Consider the following 25,558-nt stretch of genomic DNA (forward strand, 5'->3'; position numbering starts at 1 on the left):
CGCCCATCGAGTGCGATGGGCGGCCGTCTTTTCGTTGGCGCAGGCCAAAGGTTCTTGTCGCAGCCGCGACTACGCATTCGGCTGCCGACGCGCCGCGAGGAAGGCGCCCAAGAGGCCGAGGGCGCCGAGGGCGACCGTCGATGGTTCCGGGACGGCTGAAACGGCGGGGGCGGCGACTGGATCGGCGATGACTGCCGTCGGGGCTGTCGATGCGGCGGCTGCAGCGGCGGCCTCGTTGCTGGCGACGAGCTTCAGATGATTCATGATCGGACCGACGAACGAGAAGTCTTCGGCGGCGTCGACTACCTGCACGCTCTTGACGACGACGATGCGGCCGTCGTCGGTCACCGGAACGTCGGTGAGAGCCAGATTGCCGCTCTGGCCGGCGAGACCGCTGAGGTCGCGCTGCGAGAGTTGCATGATTTTGTCGACCGTCGCCATATCGCTGATGCGGGCGAAGGGGACGAAGCCTTGGCTGTCGAGGAAGTTGTTGTCGCCGAGGTTGATGAAGAAGCTGCTCGTGCCGCTGTTCGGTTTGCCCGACTGGAGGGCGAGCGAGACGGTGCCGCGAGTGTTGGAGATCGAGGAGAAATCGACTTGTCCGTCGCCGTTGGCGTCGACGACGACGCCGTCGTTGAGCTTTTCGATGGACGAATTCATCGTCGCCCACAGATCAGGAATGCTGGGGAAGCCCATGAAGCCTCCCATCTGTAGGACGAAGTCGTCCGACGTGCCGGCGTTGCCGTCGGCAGCGCGGTTGACGGCGCTGAAGTGGTATTTGCCGAGGCCGATGTAGGCGACGATGTTGTCGACCAGCGGCTGAAGGTTCGCGTCGTTGTTGGGGTTCAGCTCCATATCGAAGCTGCCGACGTTCGTCGTGAACCGCATCGTCTGAGCGAATGCGCCGCTGGTGGTCAGAAGGGCTAGAACCGTAGCCAGGCCAATTCGGGTAAGCATGCCTCTGCGCCGCTCTAGTGTGTCGTGAATCGAAGTTGTTCCGCGGAGGGCGCTCCGCTTGAGAAAAGGGGGCGCCGAGAGCCTTGATTATAGTTGGGCCCCGGAAAAGCGTCCGCGAATTTGGCCGAGATTTGCCGCAGCGGGGACCGTTTTACCGGAAAAATCGGTCCTGTGAGGGGCGACTGAGGGCGGCGGCCGAGAGGCGGGACAGTTCCCACGGGCCGCGATGGGAGGCGTCTCCGACGCCGATTACGCGCCCGACCTCCAAGCGACCGAGCATCAACAGGCCGGCTTCGGGGTCGGAGACCCCTCCCACAGGGAACTCACGACGAAGATCTGGTTCCACGATTCGCCGTCGGGGCCGTCAACTTGCCGAACGAAGGCGATTTGGCGGCCGTCGGGGGAGAAGACGCAGGCCTCCGGGCGGGGGAGCGGTTGGTCGGCCGCGGGCTTTTCGGTGAGCCGCCGCGACTGGCCCGTTGCGGCGTCGACGGTCATCACGCTGCCGTCGGCGATGTAGGCGATGGCCGTGCCGTCTTTGTTCCAAGTGAACGCGGAAGCGACGTCCCAGGGGTCGCTGGTGATCTGCCGCGGCGGGCCGCCGTTCGGCGAGACCGACCAAAGCTGGACGACGCCGGCCCGATTGCCGGCCTCATCGCGCATCTGGCAGGCGATGCGTGCGCCGTCGGGGGAACTGCGCGGCCAGTGACGCGCGCCTTGGATGCCGGGGTGCTGGCGGTCGGCGGTGAAGGTGAGGCGACGTTGCAGCACGGCGAGCGGCGGTTGGGGTCGCAGCGTCGGCGTTCCCTGGAGCGGGCCGTCGCCCGGTTTCTTCATCGCGTGAAGCGGCGGGAGGTCGGCAATGAAGAGCTCGGTGACGGGATTGCCCTTCCGGTCGATGGCATCGCCGAGGAAGGCGAGGGCGCGCTCTTGGCGCGAGCGATCGTCGCGCAGGTAGCCGGCGACGCCGACCCAGGCGTCTTCATAAGCCTTGACGATTTCGTCGGATCCGGGGCGCGGGTGCCGGACGGTGCGCGTGACGAGCGTCGAGAACATGGCGCCGTCGTGATTGCGCGGGTGCGTGCGCGGAACGGCGACGTGGCCGAGCGGGACCGCGACGCCGACGTTGCGTTGGTTGAGGTCGCCCTGCCCTGCTGGTTCGCGCGTCGCGAGGACGTGGTCGTCGTAGGTGAAGCTGACCCATTGGCCGTCGCCGCTGAAGATGTGGACGTGCGTGCCGCCGCGGAGCGCGCCGGGAGTGAACGGCGCGACAATATCGCGGGCATCGAGATTCTGGGCCTCGCCAGGGCGGGCGGCGTCGACCATCACGCCTTGACGGTGGTGAATGGCGTACTGCCAATCAGGCGTGGGATTTTCGGGGCCGAGGATGAACGCGACGCGATCGTCGACGGGGCTGCAGCTGGCAACGCCGCAGCAGGCTCCGCGTTGGCTTTCGTAGAGGACTTCCACTTGGCCCGTTTCGACGTGGACCCGTTCAATGCGCGTGCCGTCGAACAGGCTGCCGGCGGCATCGCTGCGGACGTCGTAGACGATCCACTTGCCGTCCGGGGACCAGACGTTGGCATTGGTGAGAACGTGGCCGTGGGGGGCGGTGGTAAGCTGGCGTTCCACGTCTGATCGTCTACGGGTGATGAACAATAAGCCGGATCGCCACGCGATCCGGGATGGGGCGTCTAGCCCGGACCGCGTGGCGGTCCGGCTAATGGTGGAATTGCTTTGTGGCTATTGAACGGCGTTAGCCGTTGTAGCCGTGGGGGTGCGACTTGTGCCAGCGCCAGGCGCTGTTGACGATCGGTTCGATGCCGAAGTATTTCGGCGTCCAGTCGAGCGTTTTGCGCGCGAGCGAGGCGTCGGCCACGAGCTCCGCCGGATCGCCCGCGCGGCGCGGCGCGACTTTGTGGGGGATGGCGTGGCCGGTCTCGCGGCGGCACGCGTTGATTACTTCCATCACGCTGGCCCCGGCGCCGGTGCCGAGGTTGAGCTTCAAGCCCTTGCCGGGTTGCAAACGCTCCAGCGCGGCGAGGTGGGCGGTCGCGAGATCGTCGACGTGGATGTAGTCGCGAATGCAGGTGCCGTCGGGCGTCGGATAGTCATCGCCGAAAACGGTGATCTCGGGCCGCTGGCCGAGGGCAACTTGCAGGACCAGCGGGATAAGGTGGGTCTCGGGCTGGTGGTCTTCGCCGATCGTGCCGTCCTCGGCGGCGCCGCTGGCGTTGAAGTACCGCAGGGCTGCGAAGCCAAGGCCATAGGCGTGGGCGTAATCGTCCAGCGTCCGCTCGATCACCAGCTTCGTGTAGCCGTAGGGGTTGATCGGGTCTTGTTTTTCCGCTTCGGTGATGGGGACCTTTGCGGGCGTGCCGTACGTGGCGCAAGTGCTCGAGAAGACGATGCGATTGACGTTCGCCGCGCGCATGGCGTCGAGCAGGTTGAGCGTGCCGACGACGTTGTTGCGATAGTAGACGGCTGGATCGGTGACCGACACGCCGACGTAGGCGAGCGCGGCGAAGTGCATCACGGCGTCGTAAGAACGTTCCGCGAAGACTTGGGCCAGTCGCTGCTGATCGAGAAGATCGCCTTCGAGGAGCCGTCCGGGAGCGACGGCGGCGCGGTAGCCGTTGGCCAGATTATCGAAGACCCAGACGTCGTGTCCGGCTTTGGTCAATAGCCGTACTGCGTGCGAACCGACGTACCCGGCTCCGCCCGTTACCAGAACTTTCATCGTCTTTGCCTCATCCTCTGCAAGTCGGCGTCGCCGCCCTACCCGCGGAAGTAGAGGTAAGCGGCGACGATCAAAACCAACAAGCCGATCGACGTCGCCAAATCGAGCCCGCTCCAACTGCTGCGGGTGCTCGCGCGGTCCTCGTCGGTCAGCGTTCCATAAGTCAGGCCGCTAATTCTCGCATAATCCGGCTCGCCCGTCAGGTAGCTGACGAGGATCATCGTGGCGGCGCTAATGAAGAAGATGAGAATGCTGAAGTACTGAAAGTAGATTTGGTTGACGATCCAGAGGAACGAGCCGGGCTCGTAGGCGAATTCAGGATTAATTTTCGCCGGCGTGTCGACCGCGAGTCTAAACAGGCCGACGGCGAAGCCGACGAGCAGGGCAGCGAGGCATCCCTGGGCGTTCATCCGCTTCCAGAAGACGCCCAGAAAGAAGACGACGAAAATCGGCGGGGCGAGATAGCCCTGGACCGATTGCAGGTAGTCGTACAGGCCGTGATGGCCGCGGATGATCGGAATCCAGGCCATGCCGATGAGCACCATCACGACGGTGGCAATGCGGCCGGTGCGGACAAGTTGCGCTTCGCTAGCTTCCGGCTGGTACTTCGCGTAGAGGTCGATGGTGAAGAGGGTAGCGCAGGCGTTGAAGACGCCGGCAAGCGAGCTCATCAGCGCCGCGAGCAGGCCGGCGACCACGAGTCCGCGGATTCCGACGGGCAGCACGTTTTTCACCATCATCGGGAAAGCCTGGCCGCTGTCGCGGATCGACCCGTCGTCGTTTACCATGCCGGCGAAGTTCATGTCGGTGATTTCGCCGGCGTTGATCTTCGTGATGAGCGCCCAACAGATGACGCCGGGGATGATGAAAATGAAGACAGGCAACAGCTTCAGGTAACCCGCAAAGATGCAGCCACGGCGTGCTTCGGTCTGGTTTGGCGCGCCGAGCGCGCGTTGGACGATGTATTGATCGGTGCACCAGTACCAGAGACCGATGATCGGTGCGCACAGGAGCATGCCGATCCAGGGGTAGTGACTGGGAAACGAGAAGTACCAGGCTTGCTTGACGATTTGGCCAGCGTCGTTCTTGACGGAAACGGGCGACCAGGTCGATTCGACTCCGGCAGGAACGATCGGTTTCCAGAGATTGAACTTGTCGCTGTCGACGACGGCGCGCAGCTCGCTCCAGCCGCCGATCTTCTCCAGGCCGTAGTAGGTCACCAGCGCCGAGCCAATGATCAGGATGATCGTTTGCAACGCCTCGGTGTAAGCGACGGCGCGAAATCCGCCCAGTGTGGTGTAGAGCCCCGTGAACACGAGGACCATGATCGAGCCGATCCAAAATCCATCGAGCCCGGCGAAGTTCATTTCCGGGAGCAAGGCCTCGAACACGACGCCGCCGGCGAAAATGCCGACGGCGATTTTGGTGACGATGTAGGCGATGAGCGAAATGATCGACAGCACGTAGCGCGACGCGGGCGAGAAGCGGCGTTCGAGAAACTGCGGCATCGTGAAGACGCGAGATCGCATATAGAACGGCACCAGCATCCAACCGAGCACCAGCAGGCACCAGGCATGGAGCTCGTAGTGGGCCATGGCGACGCCGTCGGTCGCGCCCGAGCCGGCGAGGCCGACGAGATGTTCGGAGCCGATGTTCGAGGCGAAGATCGACGCGCCCACGACGAACCAGCCAAGGCTGTGGGCCGCGAGGAAAAAGTCTTGCGACGTCTCTTTGCTCTGCAAGATCACCCACCAGGAGAGTCCGAGCAGGAGGGCAAAGTAGCCGCCGATAACCACCCAATCGAGCGTTTCCATGCGGGGATCTCGCGCGTCGAAAAAAGGTAAGTCGAATGAGAAAAGTGATGAGCCAAGCGGCTCCATCGTTCCGCAGGTCAGCGTCCCGCTTCGCCGAATCTTAGATCGTCGTCATACGCGGCGGAAGACGCCGGCGTCGTTCCAGCGGAGAATATTTCTGAAGTCGCGCGGCCGCGTCTCGCCGTCGATCACGAGGCACTCAACGCCCCACATGTCGGCAAGGTCTCCCCAATGCTCCGTCGTGAGGGCCAGGCTGAAGGTTGGATGATGCGAGCCTCCGGCGAGAATCCAGGCCGTCGCCGCGGTCTTCAAGTCGGGACGTGGCCGCCACAGCGCCCGTGCGACCGGCAGTTTCGGCATCGGCTGCTCGGGCGGGATCACGTCGACTTCGTTGAGAACCATGCGAAAGCGGTCGCCGAGATCGACGAGGGTCGCGTTGACGGCGGGACCGGCGGCAGCGTCGAACACGAGTCGCACGGGATCGTCTTTGCCGCCGATACTGAGGGGGTGAACTTCGCACGAGGGTTGAGCCGCGGCGATCGAGGGGCAGATCTCCAGCATATGGGCGCCGAGGACCTGCGGAATGTCTTGCTTGAGGTGGTAGGTGTAATCCTCCATGAACGACGTGCCCCCCGGTAGGCCGGCGGCCATCACCTTGGCCGCCCGCAACATGGCTGCCGCCTTCCAGTCGCCCTCGGCGCCAAAACCGTAGCCGTCGGCCATAAGTCGTTGCGAGGCGAGGCCCGGGAGCTGCTTCATGCCTTCGAGATTCTCGAAGGTGTTCGTGTAGCCGACGAAGCCCTGCTCTTCGAGAAAGCGCCGCAGCCCGAGCTCGATACGGGCGGCGTCGCGGAGCGATTCGCGGCGCTGGCCGTCGCGGCGGAGCTCGGGGGACATGGCGTATTGCTCGTCGTATTCGCTGCACAGCGCCTCGACCTCAGGATCGCTAGCGGCGTCGATGCGCCGCACGAGGTCGCCGAGGCCGTAACCGTTGACGGAGTAGCCCAGGCACAGCTGTGCGGCAACTTTGTCTCCTTCGGTGACGGCGACTTCACGCATGTTGTCGCCGATGCGGGCAATCCGGGCCGACAGCGCGTCGTGCCGCGCCGCAGCGGCGCGCGTCCAGACCGCGACCTCGGCGATCACGTCATCATCCGGCCAATGGCCGACGACCACTTTGCGCGCGATCCGCAGCCGGGCGCCGATGAAGCCAAACTCGCGGTCGCCATGGGCGGACTGGTTGGCGTTCATGAAGTCCATGTCGATCGTCGACCAGGGGATCTCGCGATTGAACTGCGTGTGCAGGTGCAGGAGCGGTTTCTGCAGCAGCTTGAGGCCGGCGATCCACATTTTCGCTGGCGAGAATGTGTGCATCCAGGCAACCAGGCCAATGCAGTTGGGCGCTGAATTGGCTGCCAGCACCACGTCGCGGATTTGCTCGGGGGTGGTCAGCACCGGTTGGAAGACGACCCGGACAGGAACCTGCGGCGCGGCGTCGAGCGCGGCGGCCACCTCTTGGGAGTGCCTGGCCACTTCGCGGAGGGTTTCGTTGCCGTAGAGGTCCTGGCTTCCCGTGAGAAACCAGACTTCGAATTGCGGCAGGTCGATGGCAGGCATGGCGGTCTGAGCCAACGAGAAGATGAGTTGTGCGATGCGCGAAAAGCCGGAGCCGTTGTCAGCGCTGTCCGTAATAGGCATCCTTGCCGTGCTTGCGGTAGTAGTGCTTGTCGAGCAAGAACTGATCGACAGGGCCCGTGTCATGAGCGAGGGCGAACGTGTCGAGAGCCATCGCCGCGACCGCTTCCAGAGCGACGGCGTTTCGCACGGAATCGGCGGCGTCCTGGCCCCACGCAAACGGCGCATGGCTTGCCACGAGGACGCCCGGCATGGCGATCGGGTCGAGTGCTGCAAATCGTTCAACGATCACGTGGCCGGTGTTCAACTCGTAGCCAGCGCTGATTTCAGCGGCTGTCAGCAATCTCGTCACGGGAATTGTGCCGTAGAAGTGGTCTGCATGGGTGGTGCCGAAGCAGGGAATCTCACGCTGAGCCTGGGCAAAGGCCGTCGCCTTAGGACTGTGGGTGTGGGTGATGCCGCCAATGCCGGCAAACTGCTGATAGAGCAGTCGGTGCGTCACCATATCGGAGGAGGGCTTCAGCGTTCCTTCGACCACCGCGCCAGTATCGAAGCTCACCACCACCATGTCGGCGGGAGACATCTTGTCATACGCCACGCCGCTTGGCTTGATGACCAGAAATCGCCGATCTTCGGAGAGCCCGCTGACGTTTCCCCACGTGAGCGTAACCAGTCCGTGCGCGACCAAATCGAGATTCGCCTGGCAGACTTGTTGTTTGAGCGTCTCAAGCATCGTGATGGTCACCGGGCTCCGCGGCGCGCGTCGTGGCGGATGGCGATGAGATCCTTCATCACTTGGGACAGCGAACCGTGAAAATCGGTCGTGCCGAACGCGTCGTGGAGCATCTGATAGAGGGCGTAGAGCTTCGCGTAGGTCGCGGCTTGCGTGCTGATAGGGGAGTAGATGGTCGATTTCACGCCAGTCATCTTGGCTTGGGCTGCTTCGACCGTTGGATAGGCGCCGCCGACGACCGCGCCAAAGATGGCCGCGCCCAAGGCGCAGGTTTGCCCGCTGCGGCTGATCTTCATCGGCCGGTTGGTGACGTCGGCGTAGATCTGCATCACGAGCGGGTTCTTCTCCGCGATGCCGCCGCAAACGATCACCTCGCTGACGCCGACGCCGTACTCCTCGAGGCGACTAATGATCTTGAGCGCGCCAAAGGCCGTGGCTTCAATCAGCGCGCGGTAGATCTCGGGGGCCGTGGTATACAGGGTTTGACCAATCAGTAGCCCAGTGAGCAGCGGATCGGTCAGGACGCAGCGGTTGCCATTGTTCCAATCAAGCGCCAACAGCCCCGATTCGCCGGGGCGAAGTTTAGCGGCGGCGGCGGTCAACGCGGCGTGGGCCTCGGCGCCGGCGCCGAACTCCGCGGGGGCGAGGTGCTTGACGAACCAGTTGAAATTATCGCCGACGGCGCTTTGCCCCGCTTCGAGTCCGTACATGCCGGGAACGATCGATTCGGGAACGATGCCGCAGAGGCCGGGGACGTCGGGCAGCGGTTGCGCGAGAGGCGCCACCATGCAATCGCACGTGCTGGTCCCCATGATTTTGACCAGCGTCCCGACGCCGCAGCCGGAGCCGACTGCGCCCATGTGGGCGTCGAAGGCGCCGACTGCCACGGGGATGCCGGCTGGCAGGCCCACCTGTCGGGCGACGGATTCGCAAAGTCGGCCGGCAGGTTTGTTCGAGGGGACTGCCTTCGCGTCGTAGCGGAACCGCGAGAGGCCTGGCTCGACCGATTCGAGGAATTCCGCGCTCGGCAGGCCGCCCCACGCGTCGTGATACATCGCCTTGTGACCTGACGCGCAGATGCTGCGGGCGAGCTTCGCAGGATGCTGGTTGCCGGTGATGTAGGCTGGGACGTAGTCGGCAAGCTCCACCCAACTGGCGGCGGCCTGCGCGACGCGCGGCGCGGTGCGCAGGCAATGGGCGATCTTGGACCAATACCACTCCGACGAGTAAGCCCCGCCGCACTTGGCTAGGTATGGATACCCGCCGTCACGCGCTTTGGCGGTGATCTCTTGAGCTTCGCTGTACGCGGTGTGATCCTTCCAGAGCCATGCCTGGGCCGCTAGTTCGTCTTGGAATTCGTCGAGCAGCGCCAGCGGCGTACCGGCGGCGTTCACGGGAATGGGGGTCGAACCGGTCGTGTCGACGCCGATCCCCACCACGTGTTTCGGATCGAAGCCGGCAGCTTGCGTGGCCTTCGCGACGGCGCCCGCGACGGCGGCGTGGAAGCCTTCGATGTAGTCGGCAGGACTTTGGCGCGCGAGATTCGGATCAGCGGCATCGACGAGGACGCCGGCGTCCCCGTGGCAGTAATCGTAGACTTCGGTGGCGATCTCGGCGCCGTCGGCAAGGTCGACCACGAGGGCGCGGACGCTATTGGTGCCGTAATCGACGCCGATTGCAAATTGCTGAGCCATGGCGAATTCGGACCGCTGATCGAGGGGGCCGGCAAGCGAAGAGGGTGAATCTGGCAGCGTATCAGCCGCGCGACATGCTGAAAAGCAGCCTGGCGCAGCTTTGCGGTGCGGGTCCCAACTCGGCGAATTCGCCGCGCAGCGAGCGTCAACTCAGAGTTTAGCGCATTTGGCAGCGCTGTTTTGCGTGATTGGGCGGGCAATCTTTGTCATAATGGCGGGTGCCGCAGCTGGCGGCACGTCACCACGCTGATTGCCGCTCGACTTTTCTGGGATGCCATGCGAATCGCTCGCGCAAAGAAATTTTTCTGGATGGTGCGGACCTGCTGGCTGGCGGCGATCGCGCTGAGTTGGTCGCACTCCAGCCCCGCATTGCAGGCTGAGGCGTCGCCAAGCGCCGACGAGGCCGCCGCATCTGCCCCGGGACGCGTCTCGTTCAACGAACACATTCGGCCGATCTTCGCCAAACACTGCGTGGCCTGTCACGGCGGCGTAAAGCAAGCGAGCGGGCTGTCGTTCATCTACCGCGAGTCGGCGCTCGCGGAGGCCGAGTCGGGACTGGCGGCGATCATCGCCGGCAGTGCTGCGGACTCGAATCTGATCGCCCGCGTGACCGACCCCGATCCGGAGAGTCGCATGCCGCCGGGCGACCACGGGCCCGCCCTCGACGAACGGCAGATTGAGTTGCTCAAGACTTGGATCGATCAAGGCGCCGAGTGGGAGCAACACTGGTCATTGACGGCGCCGCGGCCACATCCACTGCCGGAAGTGCGTCGCGCGAACTGGGCGCGCGACCCGCTTGATCGGTTCGTCCTGGCGAAGATGGAAGCGGCGGGGCTCGCGCCGGCTCCGGAAGCCGCGCGAGCCGAATGGCTGCGCCGCGTCTCCCTCGATCTCACGGGGCTGCCGCCGACGCCGGAGGAGTTCGCTGTGTTTCAACTCGACAATCGCCCCGACGCCTACGAGCGCGTGGTCGCCCGCTTGTTGGCGTCGCCTCGCTTTGGCGAGCGCTGGGCGTCGATGTGGCTCGATCTGGCGAGGTACGCCGACACGGTCGGTTTCGAGAAGGATCCGCACCGCGATATCTGGCCCTACCGCGACTGGCTGATTCGGGCGCTCAATGCCGACATGCCGTTCGATGAGTTCACGATTCGGCAGCTTGCGGGCGACCTGTTGCCCAACGCGACGCTCGACGACCGGCTGGCGTCGGCCTTTCATCGCAACACGCAGATGAACACTGAGGGTGGGACCGACGACGAGGAGTATCGGCTCGCGGCGGTGCTCGATCGCGTGAGTACGACCTGGCAGGTGTGGCAGGCCTCGACGTTCCGCTGCACGCAGTGCCATGCTCACCCGTACGACCCCTTTCGCCACGATGAATACTACAAGTTTGTCGCGTTCTTTAATACGAGCCGCGACGCCGACCTGAACAGCGACGCCCCGCGGCTGAGCATTCCCGACGATCAGGCGAAGTGGCCCGAAGCAGAGCATCTCGACAAGAGAATCGCCGACGTGCAGCGCGAGCTGTTTGAACTTCAATCGGCGCTCGTGGCGGACGCGGCCCGCTGGCAGGCGTTGACGCCGGTCGCGGCGAGCGCCACGGGCAACGCCACCATGGCGATTCGCAGCGACACGGACGCCGGTCGCGCCGTCGCCGAAGTCCGCGCTGAGGGAACAATCACTACCGGCAGCACATTCACGGTTGACTTCGATCTGGCGGGATTGGAACGGCTGACTGCCGTGCGCATCGACGCCCTGCCGAAGGACCCGGCGCAGGCGCTGAAGATTCCGGAAGATGGCTTCGTCCTCTCGCGGCTCAACGGTCAATTGGTCGACGCCGCGGGAGCCGTCATCGGCGAGATTCCGTTCGTCGCCGCGTTCTGCGACGAGCCGGCGCCGATGTTCAATCCGGAAGAGAGTCTGCGCGACGGCGCCGAGGGTTGGGGCGACTATACGCGCATGTCGCGACCAAGGTTTGCCGTGTTCATTCCGTCGCGGGCGATCGAGGCGCCGAAGGGGTCGAAGCTTCGGCTGGCGATGAACTTTGGCGAGGCCGACTCGGGCGGCGGGGCGCTCGCCAGCGAGCGCGGCCGCTTCGCCGCGTCGTCGAGCGACGATTGGATTCCGTTCGCGAACGATTCGCGGTACGCGACGCTCAAACGTGAACTCGGCGAGTTGAAACAGGCCCGCGAGGCGATTGCCGGCGTCGCCGTGCCGGTGATGGCGGAACAGCCGGCGGAGTTCGCGCGGCAGACGCAAGTTTTTGCCCGCGGCAACTGGCTCGACCGCGAGACCGTCGTGACTCCCGACGTGCCGCGGGTGATGCCGCCGCTGCCGGCGGGGACGCCGGCTGACAGGCTCGCCATGGCCCGCTGGCTTGTCTCGCCAGAGAACCCGCTGACGGCGCGGGTGATGGTCAATCGCCTGTGGCAGGAGTTGTTCGGCATCGGCATTGTGGAAACGGCGGAGGACTTTGGCACGTCGGGCGAATTGCCGTCCCATCCGGGACTGCTCGACCACCTGGCGCTGCGGCTTCAAGGCGAGCATGGTTGGAGCGTCAAGCGGCTACTGCGAGATCTGGTGTTGTCGTCGGCCTATCGGCAGGCGGGGGTCGCCACCTCGGACAAGCTGGCGCTCGATCCGCGGAACCGTCTGGTTGCCCGAGGTCCGCGAACGCGGCTCTCGGCGGAAATGGTGCGTGACCAGGCGCTTGCGCTCTCGGGCAAACTGTCCGAAAAGATGTACGGCAAACCCGTGATGCCGCCGCAACCGGATGGCGTTTGGCGGAGCGCTTACAACGGCGAGTCCTGGGTCGCTGCGGAAGGGGAAGACCGCTTCCGGCGCGCCATTTATACGTATTGGAAGCGAACGAGCGGCTATCCGGCGCTGGCCACGTTCGACATGCCGAGCCGCGACGTTTGCGTCGTGCGACGCATCGCCACGAACACGCCGCTGCAGGCGCTGGCGACGCTCAATGATCCGGCGTACGTCGAGCTCGCCCAAGGCTTCGCCGCGCGGATGTCCGGCGCGGGCTCCACTCCTGCGGCGCAAATAGCCGCTGGCTACCGACTGGCGAGGGGAGAAGAGCTGCATGCGGCGAAGCTCGCGCGACTGCTGGTACTTTACGAAACGGCTGCCGCCGCCTTCGACGGCGAACCAGGCGCGGCTCAACCGTTGGCCGCCGATCGCACGACCTACGCGCTGACGATAGTGGCCAACGCCATGTTGAACCTGGACGACCTGCTCACCAAGTAAGAACGAGCCGACGCGGAACTTCGCGTTGGAAATGACCATGAACCTCGCTCAAGAACTACTGCGCGCTGAGCTCGCGCGGACGACGCGGCGGCTATTTCTGCAGGAGTGCGCCGCTGGGCTGGGCGCGGCCTGGCTGGCGTCGGCGGCGGCGAATGCGCTGGGAGCGAGCAGCGCGCCGGCCGTGCGCGACGCCGCGCGGCCGCTGGCGCCGATGATGCCGCCGCTGCCGGCGAAGGCCAAGCGAGTGATCTATCTCCACATGGCCGGCTCGCCGAGTCAACTCGATCTGTTCGACTATAAGCCCGAACTCCACCGACTCGATGGCCAGGATTGCCCGCAGGAGTTCATCGCCGGCAAGCGATTTGCCTTTATTCGCGGCGTGCCGAAGCTGCTCGGTCCGCAGTTTCCCTTCAAACAGCATGGCCAGTCGGGGGCGTGGATCAGCGACCGGCTGCCTCAGCTGGCGAGCGTCGCCGACAAGCTCTGCTTTGTCCGCACGATGGTGACCGACCAGTTCAATCACGGCCCCGCGCAGCTACTGGTCCACACCGGCAACCAGAACCTCGGCTACGCCGCGATGGGTTCGTGGGCGACGTATGGTCTTGGATCGGAGAATCAGAATTTGCCGGGTTTCGTGGTGTTGCTTTCCGGCGGCAAGTTTCCCGACGCCGGTAAAAGCGTCTGGGGTTCAGGCTTTCTGCCGTCGGTTTATCAGGGCGTGCAGTGTCGCTCCAGCGGCGATCCGGTCCTCTTCCTTTCCAATCCGCCCGGAATCGACCGCAGCCTGCGCGGCAAGATGGTCGACGCGATCGCCGACGTGAACCGCCAGACTTACAACGAGGCGGCCGATCCCGAAACGCTCACCCGCATTTCGCAGTACGAGCTTGCCTACCGCATGCAGATGTCAGCGACCGATGCGATGGATCTAAATCAAGAGCCGGCGCACATCCACAAGCTCTACGGGACTGAGCCGGGACAAGAGAGTTTGGCGAACAATTGCTTGCTGGCCCGGCGACTGGTCGAGCGGGGCGTGCGTTACGTCCAACTCTACGATTGGGGTTGGGACTCGCACGGCGCCGGCGAGAACGAAGCGCTCCACCATGGGTTCAAAGACAAATGTCGGCAACTCGACCAGCCGGTGACGGCGCTGCTGCTCGATTTGGAGCAGCGCGGTCTGCTTGATGAAACGCTGATTGTCTGGTCGGGCGAGTTCGGCCGGACGCCGATGCGCGAAAATCGCGGCGGGCAGGAGATGACGCTCATCGGCCGCGACCATCACCCGCATGCCTTCACGGTATGGCTCGCCGGCGGCGGCGTCCGGGCTGGGCATGCGCATGGCGAGACTGATCCGATCGGCTACGCGCCAGCCGTTGATCGCGTCGAAGTGCGCGACCTCCACGCGACAATGCTCCGGCTGCTGGGGATCGATCACGAGCGGCTGGTTTTTCCGTTTCAAGGGCTCGACCAAAAACTGACCGGCGTCAAACCGGCGCGCGTGATCGATTCCATCATCGCCTAGCGCTGCCAAAAGAACTCAACATCGCGCGGTCGTCGCCGGTCAACGCCGGGCTGGAGCGCAGCAACGTCGCTCAACGCGCCCGCCGCGGTGCATACGCGGCTTCCCACTGTGCGATCGGGCCCATTTTCCCGAATGGTTCTCGAATGAGTAAACTATAGCGATGCCCCCTAGCTCGTTTTCATCACGACTTCGCTCCGGTTGCGCGCTGACGGCGTCGTCGTGGCTGTGCGGCCTCGCAACTCTGTTCAGTTCAGCGTCCCACGCGAAGCCGGTGGACTTCTCTCGCGAGGTGAAGCCGATTTTGGCTCGTCGTTGTTTTTCGTGCCATGGTCCGCAGACTCAGGAGGGGGGATTGCGGCTGGATGGTCGTGAGGCGGCGGTGGCGGCGCTGGAGTCGGGGTTGCTGGCGATCGTGCCGGGGGACTCGGCGGGGAGCGAGTTGCTGGCGCGGGTGACGGCGGAGGATGAATCGCTGCGGATGCCGCCGGAGGGGAAGGGGCTTTCGGGGCGCGAAGTCGACGTGCTGCGGCGGTGGATCGACGAGGGGGCGGCGTACCAGAAGCACTGGGCGTTCGTGGCGCCGGTGAAGCAGGAGCCGCCGGCGATTGCGGGGGACTTGCAGTCGTGGGTGCGGACGCCGATCGATGCGTTCGTGCTGGCGCAGCTGGAGGCGAACCGCCTGCAGCCCGCGCCCCGCGCCGACAAGCGGACGCTTTGCCGGCGGGCCTACTTCGATCTCACCGGCCTGCCGCCGACGGAAGAGGAGCTGGCGGAGTTCCTCAGCGACGAGTCGCCGGACGCCTGGGAGCGGCTGATCGACAAGCTCCTCGCGTCGCCTCACTACGGCGAGCGGTGGGGGCGGCACTGGCTCGACCTGGTCCGCTTCGCCGAGACCAACAGCTTTGAGCGGGACGGCGCGAAGCCCAACGCCTGGAAGTATCGCGACTACGTGATCCGGAGCTTCAACGACGACAAGCCGTACGACCAGTTCGTGCGGGAACAGCTGGCCGGCGACGAGTTGGATCAAGTGACGCGCGATTCGATCATCGCCACGGGCTACTACCGGCTGGGAATCTGGGACGACGAGCCGGCCGACGCGGTGCAGTCGCGCTCGGACGAGCTAGACGATCTGATCGCCACGACGAGCCAGGCGTTCTTGGGACTGACGGTCGGCTGCGCGCGGTGCCACGATCACAAGATCGACCCGATCCCGCAGCGGGACTATTACGGCCTGGCGGCGTTCCTGGCGGACGTGACGGCCTACGGCGATCGGGGAGATCAGACGGGCAACAACCAGTGGGACCTGAGTTCCCCGGAGGAGGCGGCCCGGCGGCGCGCGCTGCGGGAGCAGGTCGAGCTGGTGGAGCGCGAGAAGACGTCGATGGAAGAGGTGGGGGTCAAGCGTATGGAAGCCCCCGACCAGCGGCGGAGCGAGACGCACGAGCGCGAGGCGCTGCTGAGCGAGAAGCTTCAGGACTATCTCAACGAATCGGAGCGGGCCCAGTATCAACAGACGCTCGGGCGTCTGGAGGCGGCGCGGCGCGAGCTCCAGGAGTTGGGCGAGCCGGAGTCGGCCTTGGCGCTGGCCAAGTGCGACGCGCAGCCGGCGCCGACGCACCTGAACGTCCGCGGCAATCCCCATGTGCCGGGCGACGTGGTCGAACCCCGCTTCCCGCAGCTGTTTGGCGCGGCGACGCCGACGATTGCCGCCGCGCCGGCCGGGGCGCGGAGCGCGGGCCGGCGCAAGGTGCTGGCCGACTGGATCGCCTCGAAGGACAATCTGCTCACGTCGCGGGTGATCGCCAATCGGATCTGGCAGCATCATTTTGGGCGGGGGATCGTCCGCTCGGCGAACAATTTTGGGGAGCTGGGGGACGCGCCGACCCATCCCGAGCTGCTCGATTGGCTGGCCGTCTGGCTCACCGAGCATGATTGGAAGCTCAAGCCGCTCCACCGGCTGATCATGACCAGCAGCGCCTACCAGATGTCGAGCCAGGCCGACGAGGGGGCGCTGGCGGTCGATCCGCTGAACGACCACTTGTGGCGCTTTGACATGCGGCGGCTGGGGGCCGAGGAGCTGCGCGACGCGACGCTCGCGGCGAGCGGGCGGCTGAACCGGGCGCTGTACGGCCCGAGCTTTTACCCCCAGATGTCCGAGGAGGTGTTGGCGACCCAGTCGATGCCGGGCAACGGCTGGGGCCAGTCGACGGCTGAGGAACAATCGCGGCGGAGCGTTTACGTCTTCGTGAAGCGTTCGCTCTTGACGCCGCTCTTGACGGCGTTTGACTTCCCCGACGTCGACGCCAGCTGCGAGGCGCGGTTCAACACGACGCAGCCGGGGCAGGCGCTGTCGCTATTGAACGGCGAGTTCGCCAACGAGCAGGCCCGGCACTTGGCCGAGCGCGTGCGGGCCGAGGCGGGAGACCAGCCGCGGGAGCAGGTGGCGCGGGCGATTGAAATCACCCTGGGCCGGCCGGCGACCGAGGCCGAAATCGCCGACGGCCTCGGCCTGATGCAACAACTTGCCGAAGAACACGGCCGTGAGCCCCAAGAAGCCTTGCGCTACTGGTGCCTGGTCGCACTGAACCAAAACGAATTCCTGTACCTCGATTAAATCACTCCCCGTATTCCTTCGCGCCTTTGCGCCTTTGCGTGAGACCGCAGTCAAGATGGTCTCACGCAAAGGCGCGAAGGCGCTAAGAAGAAGACGAAGCGAAGAATTAGAACGAGCTGAAGATGACCAATCACATCCATAACTTCTGCGGACGGACGCGGCGGGAGTTTTTGTGGGAGAGCGGGTGCGGGTTCGGCGCCGCGGCGCTGGCGTCGCTGCTGTCGGCCGAAGGGGCGCTGGCGCGAGCCGGGTCGCCCTCGACCCCGGCCAACCCGCTCGCGCCGCAGGCGGCGGCCGCGGCCGCCAAGGCCAAGAGCGTCATCTTCCTGTTCATGTACGGCGGCCCCAGCCACATCGACACCTTCGACTACAAGCCGGCGATGATCGGCATGGACGGCCGGACGATCGCCGTGAAGACTCATGGCCGCGGCGGCCGCAAGAACGAAGGGCGGATCGTCGAGCCGCGGTGGAAGTTCCAGCAGTACGGCCAATGCGGCAAGTGGGTGAGCGACCTGTTTCCGCACCTGGCGACGTGCGTCGACGACATTGCGTTCATGCATTCGATGACCGCCGAGTCGCCGATCCACGGCTCGGCGATGCTGATGATGAACTCGGGCAAGCTGCAAAGCGGCAGCCCGTCGCTGGGGTCGTGGGTGAACTACGGCCTGGGGTCGGTCAACGAGAACATGCCGGGGTACGTGGTGATGCTCGACCACACCGGCGGGCCGATCAGCGGGGCGAAGAACTGGTCGAGCGGCTACATGCCGGCGACTTATGCGGGGACCGTGTTTCGGCCCGAGGGCTCGCCGATCAACGACTTGAAGTTGCCTGCGGGGACGACCGAACCCTTGCAGCGCGATCTGCTCGATACGCTGGCCGCGCTGAACGAACGGCACCGGCAGCCGCGGCTCGATCAGAACGACCTGGCCGCGCGGATCGCCAGCTACGAGTTGGCCTACAAGATGCAATCGGCGGCGCCCGAGGCGGTCGATCTGGCGCAGGAGAGCGCCGCGACGCAGCGGCTCTACGGGCTCGACCAGGAAGCGACGCGGCCGTTCGGGACGCGGTGTCTGTTGGCGCGGCGGTTAGTGGAGCGAGGGGTCCGCTTAATCCAGGTCTATTCGGGCGGGTCGCACAACGACGACAACTGGGACGCCCATGGCGATCTGGTGGCCAACCACACGCACCACGCCGGGGCGACCGACCGGCCGATTGCGGCGCTGCTGAAGGATCTGAAGCAGCGCGGGCTCTTGGACGAAACGCTCGTGGTGTGGGGCGGGGAGTTCGGCCGGCAGCCAACCGCCGAGTACGCCGTCGGCACGGGCCGGGACCACAATTCGATGGGCTTCACGATGTGGATGGCCGGCGGCGGCGTGAAGGGCGGGGTCTCGGTCGGCGCGACCGACGAAATCGGCAGCCAGGCCGTGGACCAGCCGATGCACGTCCGCCGCCTGCACGCCACCGTGCTGCATCAGCTGGGCCTCGATCCCAATGCGCTCAGCTACTTCTTCCGCGGGCTCGATCAGAAACTGGTCGGGGTCGAGCCTACCGAGCCGGTGAGGGAAATTCTGGCGTAGGGGCTCGACTCGGGCGCCCTTCATCGCCAAGCAGGGAGGCCACGGACCGGCGCGACGCCCCGCGATTTGGTGCGCGTCACCCGTGAAATCACGGCTGAAAGTTCGCGCTGCGCCGAAATCGTGCCTTTGCGTGCCAAAAGATCTCAAGTAAAACTCACCCAGGTTGTCACGCCGGGTGGGAGATCTGCATGCCGTCTGCTAAGGAGCCGTATCGCCTCGAGGGCCGCACTGCGTTGATTGCTGGTCCCACGAATGAGCTAAGCCGTAAGATTGCGGCCACGTTCACCGCTGCTGGGGCCAGGGTTGCCCAAGCACTCATTGGACTGCCGGTGTCGGCAGAGATGAAGGCAGCGGTCGAGGCCGCAGAGATTCTCGTCCTGCAAACGGTTTGGGACGACGGTTCGAATTTGGCCGCGGCCGATGACTCGGCGTCGTACCAATCGCTCAGTCACCAACTCGTCGAGCTTCCAAGAACTCTCATTGCCAGCGCGGCGCCCGCGATGCGTCGCCGCCATTGGGGGCGCGTCGTTTTCGTTGCCATCGGCGAAGTCGCGGCGCCCGCCGTCATCGCGGCTCGCTCCGCGCAATCGGCTCTGATGCAGGCCGAGGCGCGCTGCCTGGCCGGGGACGGCATCACGTTGAACATGGTGACGTCACCGTGCTGGCACGATGCGCCAAATGGGGAGCGGATGGCCGCCATCGCGGCAGCCGTTCTCTATTTTGCCAGCGACGAATCGGCCTTCCTGACGGGACAAACGCTGCATTTGAGGGCGTGAAGCCGCATCAAGCAACTCAAGACGCTGCATCCAACTTGCGACAGGCGGCGAAGTTTGAGAAACGGCGGCTGCAATGAGCCGCTGCCGTCCGGTACACTCGCTCGCATGTCGATGTTTTCCCGCCGTCTGGCCTCGCCCCCCATCACCTCCGCGCGCGCGGTTGACATGCGTCCGCGCGGCGACTTCATCGATTGGCTGGCGGCATCCGGCGGCACGCTGGCGGTAACGACGTACAATTCCGGCAAGCTTGCGCTGCTCTCAGCGCCGCGAGGGGAATTGTCGGCCAGCTTCTGGAGCTTTCCGCGTCCGATGGGCCTCGCCAGCGACGGGAACCGACTGGCGCTGGCGTCGCGAGACCTCCTATGGCAATTCGACGTCACCCGCGCTGACGACTCGGCAACCTCGGCCCCGCGCTGGTTGATCGAACCAACGATCGTGCATGCGACCGGGCGGCTTGACGCTCACGACGTCGCGTTTGATCGCCGTGGTCCGGTGTTTGCGAATACGCGCTTCAATTGCGTGGCAAGGCCGAGCGAGCGGGTCCACTTTCGGCGGGTTTGGCGACCTTCATTTCTGGACGGCGACTCGTCGCTTGGCACGGATTGTTGCCACTTGAATGGAATCGGGGTGCATGAACGTCGGCTGCGGATGGCGACGGCCTTCTGCGACCAGGGAACGCCGGCGGCGTGGCGAGCCATTGACCGATTTCAAGCGGGCGTGCTCATCGACGTGCTCCACGACCGCGTTGTCGCGCGTGGGTTGTCGCTGCCTCACTCGCCGCGTTGGCACGCGGGGCGCTGGTGGCTCTGCGATTCGGGCCGTGGCGCGCTCGTTACCTTTGAACCTAGCCGCCAAGCGTGCGCGCCGGCGATCGAATTGCCCGGTTTCACCCGCGGGCTCGCCTTTGCGGGCCAGCGAGCCATCGTGGGGCTGTCGCGCATTCGCCCGCGCCACATCCTCGATGCGCCGCCGGTGCGCGAGCGCTGGCCGAAACTACGCTCTGGGTTAGCGCTCGTTGATTACGCCCGCGGCGTCGAAACGGGCTCGCTTGAATTCATTCGCGGCGGACGCGAAGTCTATGACGTCGCCTTCCTCGCTGGCGTGACCGCGGCGGCGTTCCGCCTCACCGAGGCGAATTGAAACGATGCCCGCGCGGAAGAAGACTTCTGACGCCGACGCACTTGGCGGCTCATTCGCGCGGGTCGCCGCGACGGACGGACTACGACTGGGCCTCTGCTGCCAGTTCATCGACGAACCAATTCGGTTCCGGACAACTACCGCTGCGGCCTGCTTGAAGATGTCGCCGCCGGCACGGGCGGCGAAGCTGGCCGAGCTTTGCCGGGCGAACGCCGAAGCCCTGCTCGCCGCGATCGAGTGTTGCCATCGCCTGGGCATCGGCGCGTTTCGGGTCAACAGTCAGATCCTACCGGTGAAAACCCACCCAGAGGTAGGTTATCGCTTGGAAGAATTGCCCCAGGGGGAGGAGACAATCGCACTGTTCCAGCGGTGCGGCGTCCGCGGATTGGAGTTGGGCATTCGCACTTCGTTTCATCCAGACCAGTACGTCGTGCTCAGTTCGCCGCGCGACGAGGTGGTCGACCGGTCGCTGGTAGAGATCGAATATCAGGCGGAAGTCGCCGAATGGATCGGCGCCGACACGGTCAACATTCACGGCGGCGGGGCCTACGATTCGCGGGCCGCGGCGCTCGATCGATTCGCGCAGAACTTGAACCGCCTGACGCCGCGAGCGCGTCAACGACTGACGATCGAGAACGACGACAAAATATATACGCCGGCCGAACTGCTGCCGCTCTGCCGTCGCGAAGGGACGCCGCTGGTCTACGACGTGCACCATCATCGCTGCTGCCGCGACGAGCTGTCGGTCGACGAGGCGACCGAGGCGGCGATCGCCACTTGGAATCGCGAGCCGCTCTTCCATCTTTCCAGCCCGAAAGAGGGATGGAACGGCCCCGGCTGCCAGCGACACCACGACTTCATCGACCCGACCGATGTTCCAGCCTGCTGGCTCGGACGAGCGCTGACGATTGAAGTGGAGGCGAAAGCGAAGGAGCGCGCGGTGTTACGGCTGCATGGCGACCTGCAGCAGCTCAAGGGGAACCAAATTGCCCAGAGAGGCGGAGCAGGCAAGTCATGAGCACGCCCACGACGATCGTTTGGTTGCGACAAGATCTGCGACTTGCCGATCAGCCGGCGCTCCGCCGCGCCGCTAGTCGGGGGCGAGTGATTCCGGTTTACATTTATGCTCCAGAGGAAGAGGGGGACTGGCCGCCGGGCGGTGCGTCGCGGTGGTGGCTCCACCACTCGCTGGAGAGTCTCGACGAGCAGTTACGACAACTGGGATCACGGCTCATCCGTCGTCGCGGAACAACACAAGATATCCTCAACGAGTTACTGGAAGAAACGGGCGCCACGGCCGTGTACTGGAATCGCCGTTATGAGCCAGCGGCGATCGAGCGCGATAAAACGGTGAAGGCGGCGCTGCTGGCCATGGGCGTCCAGGCTGAGAGCTTCAACGGCTCGCTGCTGTACGAGCCTTGGACCATTCGCACCAAGCAGGATGCACCCTATCAGGTGTTCACGCCGTTTTGGAAAGCTTGTCTGGCAACCGAGACAGTGCATGAGTCGCTGCCGGCGCCGCGAGAATTGGTCTCCCCACCTAAGTGGCCGAAATCTTTGCCGCTGGATGAGCTCGAACTGCTGCCGAGCAACTCCTGGGACGCGCAGTTCTACGAGACTTGGCAAGCCGGCGCGCCCGCGGCCGAGCGTCGGCTCCGGCAGTTCGTTAACGAGACGGTGAGGCGCTACCATGAGGATCGCGATCGAGCCGATTTCGACGGTTCGTCGCGGTTGTCGCCCCATTTGCATTTCGGCGAGCTGAGTCCGCGGCAGATCTGGGCGGCAGTTGAAAAAAGCAGCGGCAAGGTTCCCGCGGGGAAATCGAAACTTGGCCAAGGCGCCGAGGTGTTTCTGAAGGAAGTTGGTTGGCGCGAATTCGCCTATCACCTGCTCTATCATTTTCCTTCCACGACGAAGGAGCCCTTGCGCGAACAGTTTCGTCGCTTTCCCTGGCGGCGGAGCGCCACCGAGCTGTGGTCCTGGCAGCGCGGGCAAACGGGCTTTCCAATCGTCGACGCCGCCATGCGACAGCTGTGGGCGACCGGCTACATGCCCAATCGAACGCGCATGATCGTAGCATCGTTTCTGACGAAGGATTTGCGGTTGTCGTGGCAGCAAGGGGCCAGATGGTTTTGGGACACGCTGGTTGACGCCGACTTGGCGAACAACACGCTTGGCTGGCAATGGACCGCCGGCTGCGGGGCCGACGCGGCGCCCTATTTTCGGGTGTTCAACCCGACGATGCAGGCCGAAAAAGCCGATCCCCATGGCGACTACATTCGCCGGTGGGTTCCGGAACTGGCAACGCTGCCGACAAAGTGGCTGCGCGAACCCTGGACAGCGCCGGCGGAGGAATTGGCCGCGGCAGGCGTCAAGCTCGGCGAGACGTACCCGCAGCCGATGGTCGATCATCACGAAGCTCGCGACGCGGCCCTGGCGGCCTATGAACGCGTGAAGAATTCTTGAGACTAAAAAAACAGCCCCGACCTAGCTAGGTCGGGGCTGTTAGTGTTTGACGTGCAGCAATTGAACGGCTTCGCGACTGCTACACCTTGGGAATCCGCATCGCGTAGAACGATCGCCAGACGAAGACAAGCGCGATCGCCAGCATCACGGCGCCGATGGCGCCGGTGTAGTCGCGCGCCCCGCTGGCGTGCGCCGCTTCCTTCATCTTCACGGCAATCTCGACGGCCAACAGGCCGAAGAGCGTCGAGAACTTGATGATCGGATTGAGCGCGACGGAGCTCGTGTCTTTGAAGGGATCGCCGACGGTGTCGCCGATGACGCTGGCGGCATGAAGGTCGGTCCCTTTTTCCTTCAAATCGACTTCGACCAGCTTCTTGGCGTTGTCCCAGGCGCCGCCGGCGTTGGCCATGTAGATCGCTTGGAACAAGCCGAAGACGGCGATCGACACGAGGTAGGCGACGAAGAAGTTGGGATCGAAGAAGGCGAAGGCCAGCGTGATTGCCATCAGCGCGATGAAGATGTTCCACATCCCCTTCTGGGCGTACAGCGTGCAGATCTTCACGACCGCTTTCGAATCCTCGATGTCGGCCTCGGTCTTGGTCAGGTCCATGTTCTTCTTGATGTACTCCACCGCCCGATAGGCGCCGGTGGTGACGGCCTGCATCGAGGCGCCGCAGAACCAGTAGATCACCGAGCCGCCGGCCATAAAGCCGAGCAGCACGGGGGCGTCGGTCAGGCTGAGACGCAAGTACCCTGCCCTGCCAAGCAACAGAATGATCGAGAAGATCATCGTCGTGGCGCCGACGACCGCCGTACCGATGAGCACCGGCTTGGCCGTCGCCTTGAACGTGTTGCCGGCCGAGTCGTTCGCTTCGAGATAATGCTTCCCCATCTTGAAGTCTGGGTCGAAGCCGAAGTCACGCTTGATCTGCTCGTTGATGCCCGGGATTTGCTCCGTTTGGGCCAACTCGAAGATCGATTGGGCGTTATCGGTGACAGGTCCGTAGCTGTCGACCGCGATGTTCACCGGGCCCATGCAGAGGAAGCCGAACGCGACGAGGCCGAAGGCGAAGATCGAGCCGACGCCCACTGGATCGAGCCCCTCTTGCAGCGTGACCATCATGAGTTCGTCGAGTCCCTGCAAACTGACGAAGTAGGCCCCCGACATCAGGCCGGTGATCAGCATGCCGTTCCAGAAGGCGCTGAAGTTGCCGGCGACAATGCCCGAAAGGATCGTGAGCGAGGGGCCGCCTTCGCGCGATGCGGTCACGATCTCGTGAACATGCTTCGAGTGCGAGCTGGTGAAGATTTTGGTGAATTCGGGGATCAACACGGCCGCCAACGTGCCGCAGCCGATGATCGTGGCCAGCTGCCACCACAACTGCGGCATCGCCTTGCCGCCGACGGTGATGTCGCCGATCAATAGCCAACTCATGCCGAACGAGGTGGTGATGCAGAGGATCGCGGCGATCCAGATCAGGCGCGTTAGCGGCGCTTCGAAGTCGAATTCCTTCAGGCCGCGGTACTTCGTTTCGGAGATGGCCTGATTAATGAAGTACGAAACGCCCGACATGAAGTCCATCAGGAATCGCATCGCAAAGAGCCAGACAATCAGCTTGGCCTGGATGTCGACGTTCGGCACGGCGAGGGTGATGAAGGCGATGAGCGCGACGCCGGTGACGCCGTACGTTTCGAATCCGTCCGCCGTCGGGCCGACCGAGTCGCCCGCGTTGTCGCCCGTGCAGTCAGCGATGACGCCCGGATTACGGGGATCGTCTTCCTTGACGTTGAAGACGATCTTCATCAGATCGGAGCCGATGTCGGCGATCTTCGTGAAAATGCCGCCGGCGATCCGCAGCACCGAGGCGCCGAGCGACTCGCCGATGGCAAAGCCGAGGAAGCAGTAGCCGACGATCTCCCGCGGCAGGAACAGCAGGATGATCACCATCATCACCAGTTCCAGCGAGATCAAGAACAGCCCGATCGACATGCCGGCGCGCAGCGGAATGTTGACGACGTCAAGCGGTTCGCCGCGGAGCGACGCGAACGCCGTGCGCGCATTGGCGAACGTATTGACGCGGATGCCGTACCAGGCGACCGAGTACGAGCCGATCATGCCGATGATCGAAAACAGCAGCACGAGCGCCGTGGTCTTGAGCGTCTCGTCTTGCAGCTTCAAAAAGTAGTACGCCATCGCCGCGGCGATGAGCAGGAAGAGCATGATCAGGAACTTGCCCTGTTGGATCAGGTAGGTTCGGCAGGTTTGGTAGATGATTTCCGCGACTTTCAGCATCGACTCGTGCGCGGGAAGCATCGCAATCTGGCGGCGCAGATAGAGGCTGATGCCCAGCGTGCCGCAGATGACGAACGAGCCGTAAAGGAGCAGGTTGTACCCGGAAATTTCATTCCCGAAGATCGTGAACTTTCCCGCGTGCAGATCGGGAATCGCCAAATCGGCTTCGCTGGCCAGCAGCGGCGCGGCGTTCAGCGTGACGATCGCGACGGCTAGGAGCAGCCTTTTCATCCAAATGCCGAGGGTGTGCGAAACGGCGCACCTGCGGATCGCCGCTCCGGGGACGAAGTGCGTTGCCGCACTGGGGTCGGTTTCTGCGGGAGTCATGTGCATTGAATCGAAGCCTTTCAT

Annotated in this window: 16 protein-coding genes; 8 read left to right on the forward strand and 8 right to left on the reverse strand. The window is 64.5% G+C overall.

Annotated elements, in window-relative coordinates; translation table 11 throughout:
- Positions 1 to 69: 69 nt before the first annotated feature.
- From I41_RS27650 to I41_RS04820, 7 genes are all read right to left on the reverse strand, one after another.
- Entirely contained in the window at positions 70 to 957 is an 888-nt protein-coding gene (locus I41_RS27650) for a peptidylprolyl isomerase (RefSeq protein WP_145436253.1), read from the reverse strand.
- Between the two features lie 279 nt (positions 958 to 1,236).
- Entirely contained in the window at positions 1,237 to 2,589 is a 1,353-nt protein-coding gene (locus tag I41_RS04795; RefSeq protein WP_145431417.1) for a DUF3748 domain-containing protein, read from the reverse strand.
- Between the two features lie 124 nt (positions 2,590 to 2,713).
- Positions 2,714 to 3,697 carry a UDP-glucose 4-epimerase GalE gene (gene galE / locus I41_RS04800; protein WP_145431419.1) on the reverse strand — a complete coding sequence of 328 codons (984 nt, stop codon included), beginning with the start codon at positions 3,695 to 3,697 and terminating at the stop codon, positions 2,714 to 2,716.
- A 38-nt stretch (positions 3,698 to 3,735) separates the two neighbouring features.
- The gene (locus tag I41_RS04805; protein ID WP_145431421.1) at positions 3,736 to 5,511 is read right to left on the reverse strand and encodes a sodium:solute symporter; all 1,776 of its coding nucleotides are present in this window, start codon (positions 5,509 to 5,511) and stop codon (positions 3,736 to 3,738) included.
- Between the two features lie 111 nt (positions 5,512 to 5,622).
- Positions 5,623 to 7,209, reverse strand: a complete 1,587-nt coding sequence (gene araA / locus I41_RS04810; RefSeq protein ID WP_246133804.1) for an L-arabinose isomerase — start codon at positions 7,207 to 7,209, stop codon at positions 5,623 to 5,625.
- A complete protein-coding gene (gene araD / locus I41_RS04815) occupies positions 7,187 to 7,879 on the reverse strand; it encodes an L-ribulose-5-phosphate 4-epimerase AraD (protein WP_145431423.1) in 693 nt (230 codons plus the stop codon). The genes araA and araD overlap by 23 nt, the downstream gene beginning before the upstream one ends.
- An 8-nt stretch (positions 7,880 to 7,887) precedes the next feature.
- Positions 7,888 to 9,573 carry a ribulokinase gene (locus I41_RS04820; protein WP_145431425.1) on the reverse strand — a complete coding sequence of 562 codons (1,686 nt, stop codon included), beginning with the start codon at positions 9,571 to 9,573 and terminating at the stop codon, positions 7,888 to 7,890.
- Positions 9,574 to 9,849: 276 nt separating this feature from the next.
- Here I41_RS04820 and I41_RS04825 point away from each other — a divergent pair, with 276 nt between their 5' ends.
- The 8 genes from I41_RS04825 to I41_RS04860 all read left to right on the forward strand — a co-directional run bounded on the left by I41_RS04825 (position 9,850) and on the right by I41_RS04860 (position 22,914).
- Positions 9,850 to 12,825: a DUF1553 domain-containing protein gene (locus I41_RS04825; RefSeq protein ID WP_145431427.1), complete on the forward strand. Its 2,976-nt coding sequence runs from the start codon at positions 9,850 to 9,852 to the stop codon at positions 12,823 to 12,825.
- Between the two features lie 37 nt (positions 12,826 to 12,862).
- Entirely contained in the window at positions 12,863 to 14,344 is a 1,482-nt protein-coding gene (locus I41_RS04830; RefSeq protein ID WP_145431429.1) for a DUF1501 domain-containing protein, read from the forward strand.
- A gap of 271 nt (positions 14,345 to 14,615) precedes the next feature.
- Positions 14,616 to 16,958 carry a DUF1549 domain-containing protein gene (locus I41_RS04835; RefSeq protein ID WP_246133695.1) on the forward strand — a complete coding sequence of 781 codons (2,343 nt, stop codon included), beginning with the start codon at positions 14,616 to 14,618 and terminating at the stop codon, positions 16,956 to 16,958.
- A gap of 122 nt (positions 16,959 to 17,080) precedes the next feature.
- Positions 17,081 to 18,535, forward strand: a complete 1,455-nt coding sequence (locus tag I41_RS04840; protein ID WP_145431433.1) for a DUF1501 domain-containing protein — start codon at positions 17,081 to 17,083, stop codon at positions 18,533 to 18,535.
- Between the two features lie 188 nt (positions 18,536 to 18,723).
- The gene (locus I41_RS04845) at positions 18,724 to 19,311 is read left to right on the forward strand and encodes a hypothetical protein (protein ID WP_145431435.1); all 588 of its coding nucleotides are present in this window, start codon (positions 18,724 to 18,726) and stop codon (positions 19,309 to 19,311) included.
- Positions 19,312 to 19,416: 105 nt separating this feature from the next.
- Positions 19,417 to 20,451: a TIGR03032 family protein gene (locus I41_RS04850; RefSeq protein ID WP_145431436.1), complete on the forward strand. Its 1,035-nt coding sequence runs from the start codon at positions 19,417 to 19,419 to the stop codon at positions 20,449 to 20,451.
- A gap of 4 nt (positions 20,452 to 20,455) precedes the next feature.
- Positions 20,456 to 21,466, forward strand: coding sequence for a UV DNA damage repair endonuclease UvsE (uvsE, locus tag I41_RS04855; protein ID WP_145431438.1), 1,011 nt, complete (start codon positions 20,456 to 20,458; stop codon positions 21,464 to 21,466).
- Positions 21,463 to 22,914, forward strand: a complete 1,452-nt coding sequence (locus I41_RS04860; protein ID WP_145431440.1) for a cryptochrome/photolyase family protein — start codon at positions 21,463 to 21,465, stop codon at positions 22,912 to 22,914. The genes uvsE and I41_RS04860 overlap by 4 nt, the downstream gene beginning before the upstream one ends.
- Positions 22,915 to 22,993: 79 nt before the next feature.
- Here the strand turns inward: I41_RS04860 and I41_RS04865 are convergent, their stop codons facing one another.
- Positions 22,994 to 25,534 carry a sodium-translocating pyrophosphatase gene (locus tag I41_RS04865; RefSeq protein WP_210421113.1) on the reverse strand — a complete coding sequence of 847 codons (2,541 nt, stop codon included), beginning with the start codon at positions 25,532 to 25,534 and terminating at the stop codon, positions 22,994 to 22,996.
- Positions 25,535 to 25,558: the final 24 nt, after the last annotated feature.

This window comes from Lacipirellula limnantheis, from assembly GCF_007746075.1.
GTDB classification, from domain to species: Bacteria; Planctomycetota; Planctomycetia; order Pirellulales; family Lacipirellulaceae; genus Lacipirellula; species Lacipirellula limnantheis.